The sequence below is a fragment of the Bacillus sp. LL01 genome (assembly GCF_001037965.1).
Genome location: NZ_LFEL01000001.1, coordinates 1,039,212 through 1,059,606, shown reverse-complemented (window position 1 = coordinate 1,059,606; position 20,395 = coordinate 1,039,212). Strand labels below are relative to the sequence as shown.

20 protein-coding genes and 1 other RNA gene are annotated in these 20,395 nt (G+C 43.4%); 17 read left to right on the top strand and 4 right to left on the bottom strand.

Annotated elements, in window-relative coordinates:
* Positions 1-57 precede the first annotated feature (57 nt).
* Positions 58-247, top strand: a non-coding RNA gene (gene ssrS, locus AB685_RS30160) — 6S RNA.
* Positions 248-488: 241 nt separating this feature from the next.
* Here ssrS and AB685_RS05380 read toward each other — a convergent pair.
* A complete protein-coding gene (locus AB685_RS05380; RefSeq protein ID WP_047969457.1) occupies positions 489-989 on the bottom strand; it encodes a hypothetical protein in 501 nt (166 codons plus the stop codon).
* 136 nt (positions 990-1,125) lie between these two features.
* On the opposite strand from AB685_RS05380, the gene AB685_RS05375 reads away from it, so the two are divergent.
* Positions 1,126-1,893, top strand: a complete 768-nt coding sequence (locus AB685_RS05375) for a tRNA threonylcarbamoyladenosine dehydratase (protein ID WP_047969456.1) — start codon at positions 1,126-1,128, stop codon at positions 1,891-1,893.
* A gap of 46 nt (positions 1,894-1,939) precedes the next feature.
* On the opposite strand, the gene AB685_RS05370 is transcribed toward AB685_RS05375, so the two are convergent.
* Positions 1,940-2,632, bottom strand: a complete 693-nt coding sequence (locus AB685_RS05370) for an RsfA family transcriptional regulator (RefSeq protein ID WP_047969455.1) — start codon at positions 2,630-2,632, stop codon at positions 1,940-1,942.
* Positions 2,633-2,836: 204 nt separating this feature from the next.
* Positions 2,837-4,111 carry a replication-associated recombination protein A gene (locus AB685_RS05365; protein ID WP_047969454.1) on the bottom strand — a complete coding sequence of 425 codons (1,275 nt, stop codon included), beginning with the start codon at positions 4,109-4,111 and terminating at the stop codon, positions 2,837-2,839.
* 161 nt (positions 4,112-4,272) lie between these two features.
* Here AB685_RS05365 and AB685_RS05360 point away from each other — a divergent pair, with 161 nt between their 5' ends.
* The 6 genes from AB685_RS05360 to AB685_RS05335 all read left to right on the top strand — a co-directional run bounded on the left by AB685_RS05360 (position 4,273) and on the right by AB685_RS05335 (position 11,021).
* Positions 4,273-4,947: a membrane protein gene (locus AB685_RS05360; protein ID WP_047969453.1), complete on the top strand. Its 675-nt coding sequence runs from the start codon at positions 4,273-4,275 to the stop codon at positions 4,945-4,947.
* Between the two features lie 32 nt (positions 4,948-4,979).
* Complete coding sequence (locus AB685_RS05355; RefSeq protein ID WP_047969452.1) at positions 4,980-5,396, top strand: Rrf2 family transcriptional regulator; 417 nt, start codon at positions 4,980-4,982, stop codon at positions 5,394-5,396.
* Positions 5,397-5,488: 92 nt separating this feature from the next.
* Positions 5,489-6,637, top strand: coding sequence for a cysteine desulfurase family protein (locus AB685_RS05350; protein WP_047969451.1), 1,149 nt, complete (start codon positions 5,489-5,491; stop codon positions 6,635-6,637).
* Between the two features lie 59 nt (positions 6,638-6,696).
* Positions 6,697-7,812: a tRNA 2-thiouridine(34) synthase MnmA gene (gene mnmA / locus AB685_RS05345; protein ID WP_047969450.1), complete on the top strand. Its 1,116-nt coding sequence runs from the start codon at positions 6,697-6,699 to the stop codon at positions 7,810-7,812.
* Between the two features lie 133 nt (positions 7,813-7,945).
* Complete coding sequence (locus AB685_RS05340; RefSeq protein ID WP_047969449.1) at positions 7,946-8,599, top strand: tetratricopeptide repeat protein; 654 nt, start codon at positions 7,946-7,948, stop codon at positions 8,597-8,599.
* Between the two features lie 19 nt (positions 8,600-8,618).
* Complete coding sequence (locus AB685_RS05335) at positions 8,619-11,021, top strand: ATP-dependent RecD-like DNA helicase (RefSeq protein WP_047969448.1); 2,403 nt, start codon at positions 8,619-8,621, stop codon at positions 11,019-11,021.
* A gap of 79 nt (positions 11,022-11,100) precedes the next feature.
* On the opposite strand, the gene AB685_RS05330 is transcribed toward AB685_RS05335, so the two are convergent.
* The gene (locus AB685_RS05330; RefSeq protein ID WP_053073728.1) at positions 11,101-11,724 is read right to left on the bottom strand and encodes a hypothetical protein; all 624 of its coding nucleotides are present in this window, start codon (positions 11,722-11,724) and stop codon (positions 11,101-11,103) included.
* Positions 11,725-11,911: 187 nt separating this feature from the next.
* Between AB685_RS05330 and AB685_RS05325 the strand changes: the two genes are divergently transcribed.
* The 9 genes from AB685_RS05325 (at position 11,912) to AB685_RS05290 (ending at position 20,377) form a co-directional block, all read left to right on the top strand.
* Positions 11,912-12,385, top strand: a complete 474-nt coding sequence (locus AB685_RS05325; protein ID WP_047969447.1) for a PRC-barrel domain-containing protein — start codon at positions 11,912-11,914, stop codon at positions 12,383-12,385.
* Between the two features lie 15 nt (positions 12,386-12,400).
* A complete protein-coding gene (locus AB685_RS05320) occupies positions 12,401-12,595 on the top strand; it encodes a hypothetical protein (protein ID WP_047969446.1) in 195 nt (64 codons plus the stop codon).
* Between the two features lie 22 nt (positions 12,596-12,617).
* On the top strand, positions 12,618-12,773 hold the full coding sequence (locus AB685_RS30155) for a YrzQ family protein (RefSeq protein ID WP_082153507.1): 156 nt from the start codon (positions 12,618-12,620) through the stop codon (positions 12,771-12,773).
* A 206-nt stretch (positions 12,774-12,979) separates the two neighbouring features.
* Entirely contained in the window at positions 12,980-13,870 is an 891-nt protein-coding gene (locus AB685_RS05315) for a nitrilase-related carbon-nitrogen hydrolase (RefSeq protein ID WP_047969445.1), read from the top strand.
* Positions 13,871-14,208: 338 nt separating this feature from the next.
* Positions 14,209-15,579: an NAD(P)-dependent oxidoreductase gene (locus tag AB685_RS05310; protein WP_047969444.1), complete on the top strand. Its 1,371-nt coding sequence runs from the start codon at positions 14,209-14,211 to the stop codon at positions 15,577-15,579.
* 24 nt (positions 15,580-15,603) lie between these two features.
* A complete protein-coding gene (gene preA, locus AB685_RS05305; protein WP_047969443.1) occupies positions 15,604-16,890 on the top strand; it encodes an NAD-dependent dihydropyrimidine dehydrogenase subunit PreA in 1,287 nt (428 codons plus the stop codon).
* Positions 16,891-16,913: 23 nt separating this feature from the next.
* Positions 16,914-18,332 carry a dihydropyrimidinase gene (hydA, locus tag AB685_RS05300; protein ID WP_047969764.1) on the top strand — a complete coding sequence of 473 codons (1,419 nt, stop codon included), beginning with the start codon at positions 16,914-16,916 and terminating at the stop codon, positions 18,330-18,332.
* A 323-nt stretch (positions 18,333-18,655) separates the two neighbouring features.
* Complete coding sequence (locus tag AB685_RS05295; protein ID WP_047969442.1) at positions 18,656-20,125, top strand: NCS1 family transporter; 1,470 nt, start codon at positions 18,656-18,658, stop codon at positions 20,123-20,125.
* 21 nt (positions 20,126-20,146) lie between these two features.
* Positions 20,147-20,377, top strand: a complete 231-nt coding sequence (locus tag AB685_RS05290; RefSeq protein ID WP_047969441.1) for a hypothetical protein — start codon at positions 20,147-20,149, stop codon at positions 20,375-20,377.
* The last annotated feature ends 18 nt before the right edge of the window (positions 20,378-20,395 follow it).

The following is a 20,395-nucleotide window of genomic DNA, read 5'->3' as shown; positions in this document are numbered from 1 at the left end:
ATACGGTGATAGCTTGAAAATAGCAAACACGTGTGTTAAGATAATTTCAAGAAGTTGCAAGTCCTGATGTGTTCGTCGTATAACCTATTGTTTTGACCGAACAATAGATTATACGGGAGCTCAGAGTTTTCGTTGCTGCGTACATGCCTTCCTCGTGAGGACTTACTATATGCATGAAACAGAGCACCCACCTGCTGTGAGCGGGGATCAAAACGAAGGCATCAACGACGGCACGATTGGGACTTGCCTACATACGGATCAAAAACTGGTACTTCGCTCTATGCGGGTGCCGGTTTTTTTGTTATTGGGAACTTATTCCTGCTTCCTACTCAATGAACCCCAGGGAGTGAAAAAGCTTGCCAAGATTGTCCTCATAGCCGTTCTATGACGCCCTGCGCCGCCAAAATCCTCCCAACGCTGTCCTCATTTGAACCACAAAAAAACAACCCTCACTCAAAATGAAGGTTGTCTAATTTCAAAAAACACTATTATCTCGCAGACTTCCGATACCCCTTTGCCTGCGCCTCTTCTTCTGTATGAAACCATTCCACAGGAGTTGTCCTATTATAGAAAACGCCTCCCGGAACATGATAGATGTATTCGCCACGCGCATTCTTGTTTGCTTTTATCAAAGGGGGATTCTCTTGATGTTCCAAGTCCAAGTTTTCTACTTTTTCATTTGGTGTTTCTAACGCTTTAGAGTTTTGGACAAACGGACCCGCGTTAATAGCTTCAACTTGCGATAAACGCTCATTTTCCATTGTTTTCTCCAAAGTCGCAGCAATCGCCTCCAACGTCTGCTTCACCTGGAAGGAAGTCGTCTCTCTTGCCATCAACTGCTTATTTGTTTTGTTCAAGCGAAAGATTGTTACTAACCCACTGCCAATCACTAAGAAGAAAGATAAGGCCTTCAACAGATTTTTCATTGCAAACTCCCCGCCTTCAATAAAAATAAATATCCAGTTACTATTCCCTTTATTATAAGGCATTGAAACCAATTTAGTAAAAAAGAAAAATTCCTATCCGACTACTTGCTTTTCATTCAAAGTATGTTATATTCGATTTCGGGTACAATCTTTAAAAGACGAATGAAATGAAACAAGCGATAAATGGAGTTGATATGCAATGCTACACCAATTTTCAAGAAACGAATTGGCAATAGGTAAAGAAGGTTTAGAAACCCTGAAAAATAGTACGGTTGCAGTATTAGGAATAGGCGGGGTCGGATCTTTCTCAGCGGAAGCGTTAGCACGTTCCGGAGTTGGACGCCTTATTTTAGTGGATAAAGATGATGTGGATATTACAAACGTAAACCGTCAGATTCACGCACTTATGTCCACAGTAGGGCAGCCGAAAGCTGATCTGATGAAAGCGCGAATCGAAGACATCAATCCTGATTGTGAAGTGATAGCACTAAAAATGTTCTATACGGAAGAGACTTACGAAGAGTTCTTCAGCTACAATCTTGATTATGTGATCGATGCATCTGATACGATTTCGTACAAAATCCACTTGATTAAAGAGTGCCTAAAGCGGAAAATACCGCTGGTTTCCAGTATGGGAGCTGCTAATAAAATGGATCCTACACGCTTCAAGATGGCCGACATCTCGAAAACGCACACAGATCCAATTGCGAAGGTTATTCGCACACGACTTCGCAAAGAGGGAATTCATCGAGGTGTCAAAGTGGTTTTCTCGGACGAGAGCCCAATTGTCATTCGTGAGGATGTTCGTAAAACGGTCGGTAATGATAATGCGGAAATACGTAAAGCGAAAATGCCACCTTCCTCTAATGCATTCGTCCCTTCTGTTGCAGGGCTTATCCTTGGAGGATATGTGATCAACGATATCCTGAAAGATGTAAAAATCCAGCGTGTTGGTGGTCAGCAATAATTAAAAAGAAGGTCTCGTCGATTCTGACGAGACCTTTTTTTACTTATTACATCACTTCATCCTGAACTACACCGGTCATTCTTCTTGCACGGTCCATGATCTGGACAAGCATTTCGTAATCTTCGTTAATTGCAACTTGTTGTTCTTCTAGATTCTTAAGCTGTTTCTCAAGTGACTGATTTTTCTGTTTCAACAATTGATTTTCCCTTTGCAATCTTTCACTTTCCAACTGCAAGCGATAATCAGAGTTCTGGTTCTGTTGGAAGTTTTGCAGGAATTGTATGCAGTCATCCAGGGTTATAGAGGATGCAACAGCCGCGTTTCTTACTGGAAGTGGTGCAAACTCTTCGTCTTCCATATCATATTCAAATGGAAGCTTGTTTTCATTTTCGCTTGAAATTGTTTTAGGAGCAGGCAGCCACTCCATTTCCAGAGGTTTATTGATTACTCTTTTCGTAGGAACTGACTCGCTTTTTTGTTTTTCTTGTAGCTTTGTCTGTTTTTCTTGCGCTCGCTTCTTCTCTTTTCGTTGCTTCTTTGCTATGGCAACTGCAGGTTCAAATTTTTTTCTAACCTCAGCATTCCATCTGAATCCACAAGCGGCTGATGTACGGTTTAACGCATCACCAACATCTTCAAAAGCGGCAAGTTGCGTGCCACCATCTCTTATGTATCTTAGAACAGTCTCTGCAAGTAAAAGATCATCTTCATGAGACCATGCATCCTGTCTTACTTTCATTCTAATCCACTCCTTGAAACGGTCTTTTTTTATCTATTCTTTCCACAAAAGTGAAAATATATACGGGAGTTTACTAGGAAAAGTAGGGAAACCCGTTAGTTTACGAGAAGGAGTGTATGGAAGTTGATTTATTAGGAGGAAATTGGAGTGGGAAAAGTGGCAGGATTCGAGATTAATAGCCAAAAGGGGGGGAACTCGTCCCCCTTATTTTTTCTTCTTCTTCGTATTTTCATATATCTGCGCAAGTGCGGTCTCGAACTTGCTCGTATCTTTCGGTTTGTAATAAGATTTATGCTTTAACTTGTCCGGTAGATATTGCTGGGCAACCCATCCGCTTGGATAATCATGAGGGTATTTATATTCGACTCCACGTCCTAGGCTGGCAGCGCCCTTGTAATGCGCATCATTCAAGTGGGCGGGCACTTCGCCGACCAGCCCTTTTCGGATATCCGCCAAAGCTTCATCTAACGCTTTATAGGCAGAGTTGGATTTAGGAGATAGGCAAAGTTCGATGACGGCGTTTGCCAGTGGAATACGGGCTTCCGGAAAGCCTAGACGTTCAGCAGTCTCAATTGCAGACAATGTTCGTGCCCCGGCCTGCGGGTTGGCCAAACTGATATCTTCATAGGCAATGACAAGGAGACGCCTTCCGATGCTCACCAGATCTCCCGCTTCAATTAATCTTCCCAAATAATGCAGTGCCGCATCTACATCACTGCCCCGAATGGACTTTTGGAAAGCAGAGAGAACGTCATAGTGTCCATCTCCATCCTTATCATGATAAAAGCTTTTTTTCTGCAGGCATTCTTCGGCCGTTTCCAATCCTATGAAAATTTCCCCATCTTCATTTGGACTTGTGGAAAGTACCGCAAGTTCCAACGCATTCAACGCTGAACGGACATCCCCGCCGCATCCATTTGCAAAATGCTCCAAAGCTCCATCATCAAGTTTTACCTGTTTTTCTCCAAGACCTCGTTCCTTGTCATCCATTGCCTGCGTGATAACATGCTTGATTTCGCCCACAGACAGAGGATGAAGCTCGAAAATTTGGCATCTGCTCCGAATGGCAGGATTGATGGCATGATAAGGGTTGCTCGTAGTTGCCCCAATAAGCACGATTCTTCCATTTTCAAGGTGAGGCAATAGAAAATCCTGTTTTGCCTTATCCAATCGATGCACCTCATCCAAAATAAGGATGACCTTCCCTGACATTTTCGCTTCTTCCACGACTATTTCCATATCTTTTTTATTATGAACCACCGCATTCAATGTCCGGAATGCATATTGCGTGCTTCCGGCAATTGCTGTTGCGATCGACGTTTTACCTATTCCCGGTGGCCCGTAAAGAATCATGGAGGAGAGGTGCCTTGCTTTTACCATTCTTTGAATGATTTTGCCTTCCCCTACTAGATGTTCCTGACCAACCATTTCTTCTATCGTGCGCGGCCTCATCCGAAAAGCTAGTGGTTTGTTATTCATTGAAATAAACACCTTCCTGCATACAATGACATCTAATGTCCCATACCCACTTTACCACAATTATCACCATGGTTTAAAATGTAAAACCTTTGGAATTATGCTATAATAGGATAGATTTTAAGTAGAGACAGAAATTAGCTAAACAGAAGGGTAGAGACGGCATGCAAGGAGAGCGGAGTATAGTCAGAAGAGTGTTTTTTGCAAAGTGGTGCGTCTATTTTATTGGATTGTTTATCATGGCTTTTGGTATCGTACTGATGATACGTGCAGATCTTGGCAGTGCGCCATGGGATGTCTTTCATATCGGGCTTTTCTACCAGATCGGACTGACGATTGGTACATGGTCCATCATTGTGGGCTTTTTTATTTTGGTGATTTCTTCTCTCATTGTTAAAAAGCTTCCGCCAATAGGAGCTTTTTTGAATATGCTGATGGTCGGAATCTTTATTGATCTGTACTTGATGATTCCTCAATTGCACACTCCCGCCTCAATTATGGGGAAAATGACAATGCTTGTGCTTGGGATCGTGATTATAGGTTTAGGAATAGGCATATACATTTCATCGCGTTGTGGTGCAGGGCCAAGAGATAGCCTGATGATCGCCCTGACGGAAGTGACAGGATGGAAAGTGCAACATATTAGATTAGGAATGGAATTAGTAGTATTATGTTTAGGTTGGCTATTAGGTGGACCGATATTTATCGGAACCATACTCTTCAGTCTTACTATCGGAAGCATCGTCGGCCTGACACTTCCGGCCTGCCAGAAAACAACGGACTCAATACTTAATAAAATTCAACATAGAAACGATAAAAAGGTAACTTTTCAAATATAGAAACTGAATAGAAAGAGTAGAGGTGTTCGGAAATGAAAATATCAACTAAAGGACGTTACGGATTGACAATTATGATCGAACTAGCAAAAAACGTGGGGGAAGGCCCGCTTTCCTTAAAAACGATTGCACAGACGCATGATCTGTCAGAGCACTATCTTGAGCAACTTATCGCTCCATTACGTAACGCAGGACTGGTAAAAAGTATAAGAGGTGCATACGGTGGATATATTTTAGCAGACGAGCCTACTAAAATTACGGCTGGAGACATTATTCGTGTTCTTGAAGGTCCAATTAGCCCGGTTGAAGTTATTGATGACGAAGAGCCGGCAAAACGAGAACTTTGGATTCGGATTCGTGATGCGGTAAAAGACGTACTTGACAGCACAACACTTGACGACCTGGCGAATTATGAAGGTGGAGATCAAGAAGCATACATGTTCTATATCTAAGATATAGATTTATCCAACCAGCCTTCCTTGCAGATCGTTATGCAAGGAGTGGAATAGGGGAACATTATTTATGATGAAAGGAGGCGTTCTCATTGAAACAGATCTATTTAGACCATGCAGCAACGGCACCATTGCATCCGGCTGTCCTCGATAGCATGCTTCCTGTCATGAGAGAAGATTTCGGCAATCCCTCCAGCATTCATGGCTTTGGCAGAAAAACCAGACACCTGGTGGATGAGGCGAGATATGTTGCTGCCAAAGCGATAGGGGCAAAAGAAACGGAAATCATTTTCACAAGCGGTGGGACAGAAGCAGACAACCTGGCAATTATCGGTGTCGCCCGTGCCAACAAATCCCGCGGAAAGCATATCATTTCTACGCAGATCGAACACCACGCGGTTCTTCATACTTGTGAGCAACTAGAAAAAGAAGGATTTGAAGTGACGTATTTGCCTGTAGATGAAAAAGGGCAAATAAGCATCAATGACCTCAAAGAAGCCTTAAAAGACCAGACCATTTTAGTCACCATCATGTATGGAAACAACGAGGTCGGAACTGTTCAACCCATCACCGAAATAGGAGAGTTGTTGAAGGAACATGGAGCCTATTTCCATACAGATGCAGTTCAAGCTTTCGGCCTCCTTCCGATCGACGTGGAAGAACAGGGAATCGATTTCCTATCCATGTCCTCCCACAAAATCAACGGACCAAAGGGAGTAGGCTTCTTATATGCCAGAACCGGCACAAACTTTTCTACACTCACCTTTGGCGGGGAACAGGAAAGAAAACGCCGTGCAGGTACAGAAAATGTGGCAGGCATAGTCGGACTGAAAACAGCCATTGAATTAAGCATGGAGCAAACGAAAAATAAGGTGTCGTTATATAACAGCTTCAAAGAAACGATGATCCGGGTATGGCAGGAGGAAGAAGTCCCTTTTGAAATAAACAGTAGTGCGGAAGAAACGTTACCACATGTACTGAATGTTTATTTTCCCGGGACGAATGTGGAATCCTTGCTGGTAAACCTTGATTTAGCGGGAATTGCCGTATCAAGCGGTTCAGCGTGCACGGCAGGTTCCATTGATCCTTCCCATGTCCTTGTAGCACTGTTCAGGAAAAATTCAGATAGAATTGCATCTTCCATCCGTTTCAGTTTCGGACTGGGCAACAATATGGACGATATCACATACGCTGCCCAAGCAACAGCAAAAGTCGTAAAACGGTTAACGAGAAAAAAGTAACATCAGAGTCAAAGTTACAGGAGTTATACAGAATACAAAATTAATACGGGGTGATCAAGATGACAAAAGCACCAAAAGATACCCGTGTAGTAATAGGAATGTCTGGTGGAGTAGATTCATCCGTAGCTGCCCTTCTTCTCAAAGAACAAGGCTACGATGTAATCGGCATTTTCATGAAAAACTGGGACGACACGGATGAATTCGGAGTTTGTACGGCAACGGAGGACTACAACGATGTCATCCGGGTCTGCAACCAGATCGGAATCCCTTATTACGCGGTAAATTTCGAAAAACAATACTGGGACAAAGTGTTCCAATACTTTTTAGATGAATACAAAGCAGGACGCACACCAAATCCTGATGTCATGTGCAACAAGGAAATCAAGTTTAAGGCTTTCCTTGAGCATGCCTTAGACCTAGGAGCGGACTATTTGGCAACAGGTCATTACGCACAGGTGGCATTCCGCGATGGAGAATACAAAATGCTTCGCGGCCTGGACGATAACAAAGACCAAACATATTTCTTGAATCAATTGGGTCAGGAACAACTTTCTAAAGTAATGTTCCCGATCGGCAACATCGAAAAGTCGGAAGTGCGTGAAATTGCAATGCGTGCTGGGTTAGCGACAGCAACAAAGAAAGACAGCACGGGAATCTGCTTTATCGGCGAACGCAATTTTAAAGAATTCTTAAGCGGATACCTTCCGGCGCAACCTGGAAACATGTTGACGATGGATGGAGAAGTGAAAGGGAAACATGATGGACTGATGTACTATACCATCGGTCAACGTCATGGCCTTGGAATCGGTGGAAGCGGTGATCCTTGGTTTGTAATCGGCAAAGACTTGGAAAAAAACGTTCTATATGTGGGACAAAGCTTCCACAACGAACTGCTTTACTCTGATTCCATTACTGCTGTGGATATCAGTTGGGTTTCCGATAATGCACCAGCAGACGGTACTGCTTGCACCGCAAAGTTCCGCTATCGTCAAGCAGACAACAAGGTTACCATCCAGCACCTTGAAGATAACAAAGTCAAGGTTATCTTTGATGAGCCGGTTCGCGCAGTGACTCCTGGACAAGCAGTTGTTTTCTACAATGGAGATGAGTGTCTAGGAGGCGGAACCATTGATCATGTGTTCAGAAACAACGAAAAGCTCTGGTATGTAGGGTAAAAGTGAAAACCTCTATTCTCTAATGGGAATGGAGGTTTTTCCTGTGTTATACTAATAGGGCTAAAATATATGATGCAACACTAAGTGGAAAAATTACAGTCAAGAACTGATATTAAATGAGGTGTACCGATAGATGAAAGACAACAATGCATTAGGTATCAAATTCCTGCAAGAAGGTAAATACGAAGAAGCACTTGCCGCTTTTTCAGAAGAAATAGAACAGAATCCAGATAACGCTGTAGCGTATGTGAACTTCGGAAATGTCCTTAGTGCTGTAGGGGAGCTTGAAAAAGCCATGAAGTTTTTTGAACGAGCATTAGAGAAAAACGAAACAATTGGAACAGCCCATTACGGGTTAGGTAATGTATATTATCAGCTTGAAAAATGGAATGAAGCAAAAGTCCAATTCGAGCTTGCTATGAAAAAAGGTGTAAACGACAGCGATATCTTCTTCATGTTAGGCATGACATTATTGCAGTTTGACCAGCCGAAACTTGCTCTGCCTTATTTTCAGCGCGCAGTAGAAATGAAACCGGAAGATGCGGAAGCAAGATTCCAATATGGTCTTTGCCTAGCGGGTCAAGGTTTGATTAAAGAAGCAACAGCCGAGTTTGAAAAAGTGGTGGAAGCGGATGAAATGCATGCAGATGCTTTCTACAACTTAGGTGTTGCATATGCCTATCAGGAGAATAGAGAAAAAGCGTTGAAGAATCTCGATAAAGCATTGGATGTCCAAGCGGATCATATGCTTGCAGCTCACGCAAAAAAAATTCTGACAGAAAACTAGGGAACGGAGGGAAATTCCCATGAAGGACCAAAAGCAACAATCCTCCCTCGATCTATTCGAGGAACATGAAAAATTTATTAAGGGATCGCATCTAGTCACGATTTTCCATAATGAATCCAATATGTATTCGGTAGTGCGGATCAGAGTGACAGAAACGAATGTTGCTTATGAGGAAAAAGAGGCGGTCGTCACTGGTTATTTCCCTCGCATCCATGAAGACGAGACCTATATATTTTTCGGACAGATGAAAGAACATCCCCGTTTCGGCCTTCAGTTTCATGTTGAACACTTCCGCAAGGATATTCCACAGACAAAACAGGGAATCGTCCAATATCTTTCAAGTGATCTCTTCTCAGGAATCGGAAGAAAGACAGCCGAGAAAATTGCGGATGCACTCGGGGAAAATGCCATCTCGAAAATTCTCGAAAACCCCTCTGTGTTGGACTCCATACCGAAACTTGCAGGAGATAAAGCAAAGCTCCTATACGACACATTGATGGAGCATCAGGGATTGGAACAGGTCATGATTGCCCTATCTCAGTTCGGCTTTGGTCCGCAGCTTTCCATGAAAATATATCAAGCCTACAAAGACCAGACTATTGAAACACTCCAAAAAAATCCATATCAATTGGTAGAGTCCGTGGAAGGGATAGGGTTTGCAAGAGCAGACGAGCTCGGAAATCACTTTGGAATCTCTGGGAATCATCCTGATCGTATCAGAGCAGGATGCCTATACATGTTAGAGCAGCATTCTATGCAAGAAGGTCATTGCTTTGTAAAAGAAAACCGGTTGGCGGAAGCGGTAGTAAGACTTTTAAATGAAAAACAGCAAGGCCTAGTTGCAGACTCTGACATTTCTCGGGAAATTTTGCAACTGACAGAAGAGGGGAAACTTAAGGCGGAAGAAGGAAGAGTGTACTTACCGAGTCTCTATTTTTCTGAACAGGGTGTTGTTACAAATATTAACCGTGTGCTTGAGCAGACGCAATATGCCGATCAGTTTCCGGAGTCAGAGTTTCTGCTTGCTTTAGGTGAATTGGAGGACAGGCTGAAAGTGCAATATGCCCCTTCGCAAAAGGAAGCTATTCAGCAGGCGTTAATGACTCCGATGCTTCTTTTAACAGGTGGTCCAGGTACAGGTAAAACAACTGTTATTAAAGGGATTGTGGAATTGTACGCAGACCTTCATGGCTGTTCCTTGCAACCTGAGGATTATAGCAAGGATGATCCGTTTCCGATTATGCTTGTCGCCCCGACAGGACGTGCTGCCAAACGGATGAGTGAAGCGACAGGATTGCCATCCCTTACTATACATAGGCTGCTTGGTTGGAATGGTTCGGAGGGTTTCCAGCACGATGAAGAAAACCCTATAGCGGGTAAGCTTTTGATTGTCGACGAAGTGTCGATGGTGGATATTTGGCTTGCCAATCAGCTGTTTAAATCCCTTCCTGATGACATTCAAGTCGTATTGGTGGGGGATGAGGATCAGCTTCCTTCCGTCGGTCCAGGACAGGTGTTAAAGGACCTTTTGGCTTCAAAGGTCATCCCTACCGTGCAGTTGACTGATATCTACAGGCAAGCGGATGGTTCCTCCATTATTGAGCTCGCTCATGATATGAAGGATGGAGTCGTTCCGGCTGATATTTCTTTAGGGAAAAAAGACCGTTCATTCATTAAATGCGGTCAGGCGCACATATTGGATGTTGTGAAAAAAGTCTGTGCTAATGCGCAGAGCAAAGGATATACAGCACGTGATATCCAAGTCTTGGCTCCCATGTACAGGGGAAATGCAGGGATAGATAAACTCAATGAAATGCTTCAGGAGCTTTTCAACCCTAAAAGTGAACAGCGCAGGGAACTAAACTTCGGTAATATAGTCTATAGGACAGGCGATAAGGTACTGCAGCTTGTCAATCAGCCGGAAAGTCACGTGTTCAACGGCGACATTGGCGAAGTTGTTTCCATCTTTTATGCAAAAGAGAATACGGAAAAACAGGACATGGTTATAGTATCCTTTGATGGCAATGAGGTGACATACACAAAACAAGATCTCGGTCAGATCACACATGCATATTGCTGTTCCATTCATAAGTCTCAGGGGAGCGAATTCCCGATTGTGGTGTTGCCTGTAGTGAAAAGCTATTATAGGATGTTGCGGCGGAACTTGTTATACACTGCAGTAACCCGTGCCAAGCGTTTTTTGATTCTTTGTGGAGAAGAGGATGCACTGAGGCTTGGCGTTCAGCGTGCGGATGAGCAGGCAAGGCAGACATCTTTAAGGGAACGTCTTCAAGTGAAGCAATCAGGAGATGGACCGGTAGAGGCTGCGGGTGATCCTGTTTTAGAGGAGGTTCCTTTCTGGAGAGATGCGAATATCGGCATGGAAAATGTCAGTCCTTATGATTTTATGGATGAAGAGTAGTACACTTTTTGAATCGAGTAAGTACCAATGAGAAAGAGGCCTGTCCACCTATGGGCAAGCCTCTTTTGACTTTAGGAAATCAGTCTTCCTGTTTGATTTCTGCAGCAGTGAATGTGATAGGGCCGTAAGCGAAGACATTCAAGTCCTCAGAAAACTGTCCTTTTTGAGCAGTCAGAAAATAGGTCACGTCTTTTCCGTCTGCTTTGATAACGTCAACGAACTGAGTTACAGATTCTGTTGCGTCATCGTTTCCTTCCGCATCAATTTCAACGATGCTCTGATAAATCAGGTTTGCAGGGGAGATGTTGCCACGGTAAATTCTTGTAATTAAGTCTGCAAATTCTGGAGAGTTGTTGTTCACATGGTATAGTCCATTTAACCATACGACATTGCCCTTTTCTACATTTTTCAGAGTGGCTGTAGCAACGACTTGCGGCTGGGTGCTTAGAGGGAAGTTTAGAGGTAGTGATAATGGTGTAATTGGATCAAATGTTTGATATGCAAATTCCACTAGTTTTGAACCATGCTTTTTCTTTTCTTTTTTATCATGATCCTTTTCACATTTCTTATCATGCTTTTTATCATGATCGGTATCGTGCTTTTTACAATGATCTTTTTTGTCATGTTTTTTATAATCATATTCTGCTGCGTTATTGTCCCTGATTTCTTTCTTTTCATTCATGTAGTAATAGTATTTTGCCATTCATATCACCTCCCTCCAATGGATTCTTTACATATTATTCGACTTGCGAAATACTGCTTGGTCAATGGTGGAGAATTTCAGCCTGTTTTTGTTTTTTAACACCTATTTATTCAAATGGAAAACCTTTCGCAGTATGAGGTGAACCATCCAGACAAAAGCTAGTAATGTTCGAAAAGAGGTGGATTCTTTGAGAACATTTTCTCGAGTGATTGGGATGCTAATTTATGATATGGCATCTGGCAATAAACTTGGCCGAGTGATGGATCTTTGTATTGAGGAGCCGGGGATTGTCAAAGGGCTGATTATCGATGGAAAAGGCATTTTCCGTCGAGCAAAGTTTCTCCCTTTTGAATTCATTCAGTCATTTGGTGATGAAGGAATCATGGTTGGAGAGCATGAGCTCACACCGATTACCAAAGTGGATGGGCAAGTGTATTATCACCACTTCCATGGTATAAAAGGGAAGTCCTTTATCACAGGAGAGGGAGATAAGCTTGGCCTTCTTGACGATGTATATTTCGAGGATGAAACGGGCACAATCGTAGGATATGAGGTAACGGACGGTTTTTTTGCAGACTTGTCAGAAGGGAAGAAGATTGTAAAGAATCCTTCAGATCTTGTCATTGGGAAAGATACCGTCGTCGTTTCTGTATTAACCTAACGCGAGGTGTCTAAGATGGTCCTTTGTTGTCCTAACTGCAAAAGCAAAGATATCGGCAAAATCGGTGTGAATCAGTATTATTGTTGGGGTTGTTTTATTGAACTTTCCGTATCCAAAGGCATGGTCCATACTCATCAAGTGGAGGAAGATGGAACGTTAAGTTCTTTGGATGATTTGTTTCATGAAGACGATCGACAAATTAGTATGTAACTAAAACTTGGGAGTGAGTCGCATGAACAGAGCTATGACATCCTTGTTAATGATTGGCCTTGGAGCCGCTGCCACTCGACTTAGCCGAAACAACGATGTGCAAAACTTTTTGGGGGACATGACTTCCAAACGTAATATGAAAAAGATGAGAAAACAAGCCAAGCGTTTGTTTTCTTGATGAGAGCCCGTTCCTTTTATAGGAGCGGGCTTTTCTTTTCGTGCTCATCCCGCCACCACTTTACACTTTGGACAGTCCTGACCCATTATCATTTAACATTATGTATAGTGAAATGCGAGCCTAAAGGCAGTAGAATATACATAAAGTTCTAATTATTCTAATAATTTAATTTATTTTATTTATATTCATCAAAAGGAGGTTAATACATGTCCGATAAAGTGATGATTGGTTTAATTCAGGCGTCGAATGATGTGGATGGCAAGGAAGCTGTTGAGGTCCACAAGAAGGCGGCTATTGAAAAACACATTAATTTGGTACGTGAAGCAAAATCAAAAGGTGCGCAGATTATTTGTCTGCAAGAAATATTCTATGGTCCGTACTTTTGCAGTGAACAGAATGCAAAATGGTACGAGGCAGCAGAAGAAATACCTAATGGCCCGACAACAAAGCTGTTTCAAGATCTTGCAAAGGAACTGGAAGTGGTTATTGTCTTACCTATCTATGAGCGGGAAGGCATTGCAACGTATTATAATACGGCCGCGGTTATTGATGCGGACGGAAAATATCTTGGCAAGTACCGAAAGCAACATATTCCTCAAGTGGGCGTAGGAGATCAGGGACATGGTTTTTGGGAGAAGTTCTACTTTAAGCCAGGTAACCTTGGCTATCCGATTTTTGATACAGCTTATGCAAAAGTTGGCGTGTACATATGTTATGACCGCCATTTTCCGGAAGGGGCACGTTTGCTGGGACTAAAAGGTGCGGAGATTGTATTTAATCCTTCCGCAACGGTGGCTGGACTTTCCGAATATCTGTGGAAGCTTGAACAGCCTGCACATGCAGTAGCAAACGGATATTACGTTGGAGCCATCAACAGGGTTGGTGTCGAAGGCCCTTGGAAAATGGGGGAATTTTATGGACAGTCCTATCTTGTGGACCCGAGAGGATCTTTCGTTTCCATCGGAAGCAGAGATCAAGATGAAGTTATCATTGGTGAGATGAACAAGAAATTAATCCGTGAAGTGAGAGATGTATGGCAGTTTTACCGTGACAGAAGACCTGAAACATATGAAGAAATGACAGCACTTTTACCTTAAGGCTGTTTTCGTAAACTTTATTCCTTTTCGTATTAATAAACCAACCGTTTTATTCCTTGCTGTCGTGCTCTTTTCCCGGCTGTAAGGAATAGACTGCAAGCTTATTTTAGATTAGATAAGCTGTGAAAAATCCAAAGGCCGACTTTTCTTGGTAAAAAGTCCAATTGCCGACATTTTTCTAGTGAATAGCAACAATCTTTGAGAAAAGAGCCTACCGTAAAGGTCAAGGGTAACTCATTCGTAGTTTGTGAACCTGATTCCTGTATAGAATATTGGGCACATCCGTCGATTTGGGTTACCTTTTTTCTTGCGAGTCTGCAAAAAAGGAGAGTGGGTATGTGAAAGGGGCAACGAAACGAATCGATTTTGAAAATTTGGCAGTGAACTTTTTTGAAACCAAGCCAGGATTGACAGACAGGGAAGCGGTGGAAGAGGCGAACCGATGTTTATACTGCTATGATGCACCATGCATTGTGGCATGTCCAACAAGTATAGACATTCCTTCTTTTATCAAAAAGATAGCATCAGGAAATCTGAAGGGCTCCGCGAAAACGATAATGAGCGCCAATCCGGTAGGTGCAAGCTGTTCACGTGTGTGTCCAACAGAGGAGTTGTGTGAAGGAGCATGCGTCCTGAATCATCATACAAAACCGATTGTCATTGGCGATCTCCAGAGATATGCAACTGATTGGGCTATCCGGAACGACCAGACACTTTTCGAAAAAGGTAAATCCAATGGTAAAAAAGTGGCGATTGTGGGTGGTGGACCAGCAGGACTTTCTGCAGCGAGGGAACTTGCGCTGCTCGGATTTCAAGTAACGATCTTTGAAGCCGAGAAGGAAGCCGGTGGGCTGAATACGTATGGTATTGTGTCATTTCGTCTTCCAAAACGTGTTTCCTATTGGGAAGTGGACCAGGTAAGAAGCTTGGATGTGGAAATCCGTACAAGTACAAGAGTAGGAGAGGACATATCCGTAGAGGAGATTCTTTCCCATTACGACGGGGTCATTTTAGCAATTGGAATGGCAAGTGTACCGATGCTTGGAATAGATGGGGAGGACCTGAATGGAGTCTATGACGCAATCGAATTCGTCAAAGAAACCAAAACGAATGCCATTACAGATAAATTCCTTGGAAAAAATGTGGTGGTGATTGGCGCAGGAAATACCGCGATAGATGGTGCAACCTGTTCTGTGAGGCTTGGTGCAGAGAATGTGAAAATTCTTTATCGCAGAACGCAGGAAGAGATGACAGCTTACGATTTTGAGTATGAGTTCGCCAAACAGGATGGGGTTGAATTCCGTTGGCTGACTGCACCAAACCGAATTATTGGAAATGAAAAGGGCGAGGTCACGGCCATTGAATGTGTGAAGATGGAGCTTGCCAGTCCTGATGCGGATGGCAGAAGAAGACCTGTAAAGGTGGAAGGTTCAGAATTCACATTACAGGTGGATGCAGTCATTAAAGCTATCGGGCAGACGAGATACACAAATCTGATTGAACAGTTCGGCCTTTTCCATGATGGAGGGGTTGTAAAAATAGACCCGACCACACATCAGACATCACATGAAAAGGTGTTTGCATGTGGAGATGTCGTGTTCGGAAAAGGTCAGGGCGAGGCGATGGTGGTAACCGCCGCTGAACAAGGCAAGTTAACTGCCTATGCACTTTATGAAAAATTGGTAAAAAGCAGAATAGAAACGGCATAACAAACTTTGTGAGGGGGGAAAGCATTGGCAGATCTTTCGATAAATTTGGCAGGTATAAAAGCTCCAAACCCGTTTTGGCTGGCTTCCGCACCACCGACCAACTCCGGGTATCAGGTGCAACGGGCATTTGAAGCAGGCTGGGGAGGGGCTGTTTGGAAAACGCTTGGAGATCCAATCATCAATGTATCATCCCGGTTTGCTGCTGTTAGTTTCAACGGGCAGCGAGTAGCAGGTTTCAATAATATTGAGCTTATTACGGACAGACCCTTGGAAGTAAACCTAAGGGAAATCGAGGAAACCAAAAAGAGATTTCCGGATAGAGCGGTAATTGCGTCTTTGATGGTGGAACCGAAACAGGAGAAATGGCATGAAATTGTCAAAAAAGTGGAAGCGGTGGGAGTCGATGGACTGGAATTGAATTTCGGCTGTCCACATGGAATGGCAGAACGCGGGATGGGATCCGCTTCAGGCCAAGTTCCAGACCTTGTCGAAAAGCAGACATATTGGGCAAAAGAAGCAGCAAAAACCCCAGTTATTGTAAAGCTTACTCCTAATATTACGGATATCACTGTGACAGCTGAGGCTGCTGTAAGAGGTGGAGCAGATGCTGTCAGTATGATCAATACCATCAACAGTCTGGCTGGTGTTGATCTCGATAGCTGGAATACAGTTCCGCATGTTGGCGGAAAAGGCGCACATGGCGGGTATTGTGGACCTGCTGTAAAACCGATAGCACTAAACATGGTCGGGGAATGCGCAAGAAACCCTAGAGTCAATGTTCCTATTTCAGGAATGGGTGGAGTATCGAACTGGCAGAATGCAGTGGAATTTATGCTGATGGGTGCGACAGGTGTTCAAATCTGTACAGCAGCCATGCACCATGGTTTCCGCATTGTGGAAGATATGCTCGATGGACTGAACAATTACCTGGATGAAAAAGGGATTGCAAGAGTCATGGACCTTGTTGGAAAATCAGTCCCTAAATATTCCGATTGGGGCAATCTCGATCTGAACTACAAGATTGTGGCAAGAATCAATCAGGATACCTGTATCAACTGTAATAAGTGCCATATCGCCTGTGAAGATACATCTCACCAATGTATCGATATGCTGAAGGACTCTTCAGGAAAATCCTATTTACAGGTAAGAGAAGAGGATTGTGTAGGCTGTAACTTGTGCTCCATTGTATGTCCGGTGGAAGATGCCATTACCATGGTAGAACCTCCGCATGAACAGCCGCCGATGACATGGAATGACCGACAGACCGCACTTGGATTATTGAAGCAATGTGAAGTGGATACGGTTAAATAAAGGGGGAAGTAATAAAAATGGCAATAAAAAAGCTAATAAAGAATGGAATAATCGTGACGGCAAGCGACCAGTACGAAGCGGATATATTGATTGATGGCGAAACAATTTCCTCTATAGGCCTCAATCTTTCATCGACTGATGCAGAAGTAATTGATGCGAAAGGGTGCTACATCTTCCCTGGCGCTATCGATCCGCACACTCATTTGGATATGCCATTTGGAGGAACCGTTACAAAGGATGATTTCGAAAGTGGAACAATGGCGGCCGCTTTTGGCGGAACGACTACTGTTATCGATTTCTGCCTGACGGATAAAGGCAAGCCTCTCCAAAATGCCATTCAGACATGGCACGACAAGTCGAAAGACAAAGCGGTCATTGATTACAGCTTCCATTTGATGATCGGAGAAATGAATGAAAACGTTCTGAATGAGCTTCCAAAAGTCATAGAAAAGGAAGGTATCACCTCTTTTAAAGTGTTCATGGCCTATAAAAATGTATTCCAGGCGGACGATGCTACATTGTTCCATACACTAAAGGCTGCCAAGGAGCTTGGTGCCCTTGTCATGGTTCATGCAGAAAACGGGGATGTAATTGATTATCTCACGAAGGAAGCTTTGGAAAAAGGCAATACTGATCCGATTTACCATGCGCTTACAAGACCTCCAGAGGTGGAAGGGGAAGCAACTGGAAGGGCTGCACAGCTCACCTCCCTTGCTGATTCCCAGCTCTATGTAGTCCACGTATCCTGTGCAGAGGCGGTAGAAAAGATTGCAGAGGCAAGAAACAAAGGGGTTGAGATCTGGGGAGAAACCTGCCCTCAATACCTGGCCTTGGATCAAAGCTATTTGGAAAAACCGAACTTCGAAGGTGCGAAATATGTCTGGTCGCCGCCATTGCGTGAAAAGTGGCACCAGGAAGTATTATGGAATGCACTAAAAAGCGGTCAGCTTCAAACACTCGGATCTGATCAATGCTCATTTGACTTTAACGGTCAAAAAAGTCTTGGAAAAGGGGACTTTACGAAGATACCGAATGGTGGGCCGATGATTGAAGACAGGGTAAGCATCCTGTTCTCGGAGGGGGTTAAAAAGGGACGCATATCCATCAATCAATTCGTGGATATTGTATCCACTCGTGTAGCGAAACTCTTCGGGATGTTTCCGAAGAAAGGAACCATATCTGTTGGTGCAGATGCGGACATAGTCATATTTGACCCGAACCAAGAGCGCACCATCTCAGCATCTACCCACCACATGGCCGTTGATTATAATGCCTTTGAAGGAATGAAAGTAACTGGCGAGCCAGTATCCGTATTGGTTCGAGGGGAATTTGTCGTCCGTGATAAGCAATTTGTCGGCAAGGCAGGAAGTGGTCAATACATCAAACGAAATAAGTATGGAGCGACAACCCAATTAAAACAGAACGAGACGCTGTCCATTTAAACTACCAATCTTAAAGTACTGCATTCTGCCAACCTCCGTATGCTTGACCTACATAATCTCTTTAGGTCAAGCATTTGTTGTATCAAAAAGCATTTTTAACCCAAACTTTAATTCTAGTGTTAATCCCCCTATAGATTGCAGTGCAGGTGAGAGACTCCGGCGGGAGGTAGCGGTAGACTTGAGACCCCGCAGGCGCAGCCGAGGAGGCTCAAGCACCGCCCCGCGGAAAGCGAACACCCGGAACGGAAATCTATAGGAGTTAAACGAAACCCTAAACTATTTTTAAGCTTGCCTTCTTATATTAAATTATTGGGGGTGTTGAGATGAAGAAGAAAGAAAGCTATTTAAAATCACCTGACCTTTTGCCGATTTCACATTCAAACAGAAAAATTGGCACATTAGGTTTTGCAGTCATGTGGGTTGGAATGGCAGTAGTACTTGCCGCATTTGCTATTGGAGGAGCAGGTGTTCAGAGTTTATCCTTAGGTTGGGTTATTGTTGCGACCATTATTGGAAGTATAGCCATTGGTTTGTTCATGACCATTACAGGGGACATAGGCATTGAACACGGGCTCTCTTTTCCTGTATATATGCGTGCGCCATTCGGTACGATAGGGACCCATATCCCTTCCATTATCCGTGGATTGGCTGCTTCTTTCTGGTTTGGTATCAATACGTTCTTCGGTGCCACTGCAATGAATGCCATCCTTTTTACATTGACCGGTTTTGACAACTGGTTTGTCTGCTTCCTGATTTTTGCGGCAGTTCAGCTCTTAAATACGGCACTTGGAATCAAAGCAGTTGAACGGTTTGCAGATCTTGCTGCACCGATCATCATCATCATTTCTGCCTGGATGTACACGACGCTTTCGGAAAAAGCGTTGGAGCAGGGTAGAGATGTATGGTCGTGGATTGAAAGTCCTGTAACAGGTGGAGCGGCGGTAACGGCTTTTCTTATCGTCATCTTCAGTAATATGGGGTTCTGGGCAACATTGGCTGCTGACATTCCTTCTATTTCCCGATTCATCAAGGCTCCTAAGTACGAAAGGAATTGGTTGAAACGCAACAAATCAAGCATTGTAGGAAGTGTAATCGCCTTGCCGCTTACTCAAACATTTATGGTAGCTATCGGGGGCGTTTCCTATATCGCGGTATCAAACTATGATCCAGTTGTGGCCTTGCAGCAAGCAGCATCATCCGGTATCATTCTTGGAGTTTTACTACTGATGATCATTTTTGCGCAGTGGTCTACCAATGCATCGGCGAACCTCATTCCCGCTGCGACGATTTTCTCGAATGTGGGAGGGCCAAAGGTGCCATTCTGGGCTGGGGTTGTGATTGCAGGGATTGTTGGGTCGGTGGTTCAACCGTGGAACCTGTTTGACATATTGATTCCGATCCTATTGATTGTAGGTGGAATCCTATCTGCCATTGTAGGGATATTGTTTGCAGATTATTATTTATTGAGGAAACGAAGAGTGAATGTACACGATCTGTATGAGGACAATGGCCAGTTCAAATACACGAAGGGGTTTAATGTCGCAGGATTCATCGCCTGGTTCGTCGGTGGAGGGGCAGCATATTTTCTGGCCAACTATTCTTTTATTGTCGGATTTGTTGTAGGTGGAGGATTGTATTACATCCTAGCAAAATATTGGTATTTCAAAAAGTATCAACAGGCTGAAATCGAAGACCCTGATGATGAGAAGTATTTAGGAATAACGGTCGGAAGGGATTGGATCATTAAGGATGAGGCCGAAGCGTACGAAGAACCAAAAGAGCTTTCGAGTTGATAATAGAGAGGAGGAATATTTTTGAGTGATTATCAACAATATATTGCTGAAAAAGATAAGATAGATTTTTTTATAAATAAAGGGTTCCGAATCAAGAATGTAGAAGAGAACTTAGAGGGGGCATTTCTTGTTCTGGAAATGGACGCTGAAAATAAAGACATTCCTCATGAAGAAACTCTACACATAAAACATGCAGATTCAAGGAAGTATTTTGCTTCCCTTTTAATCAAACAGCAGCGGCAGGAAAATTAACAAAACCCTCATAGTTTG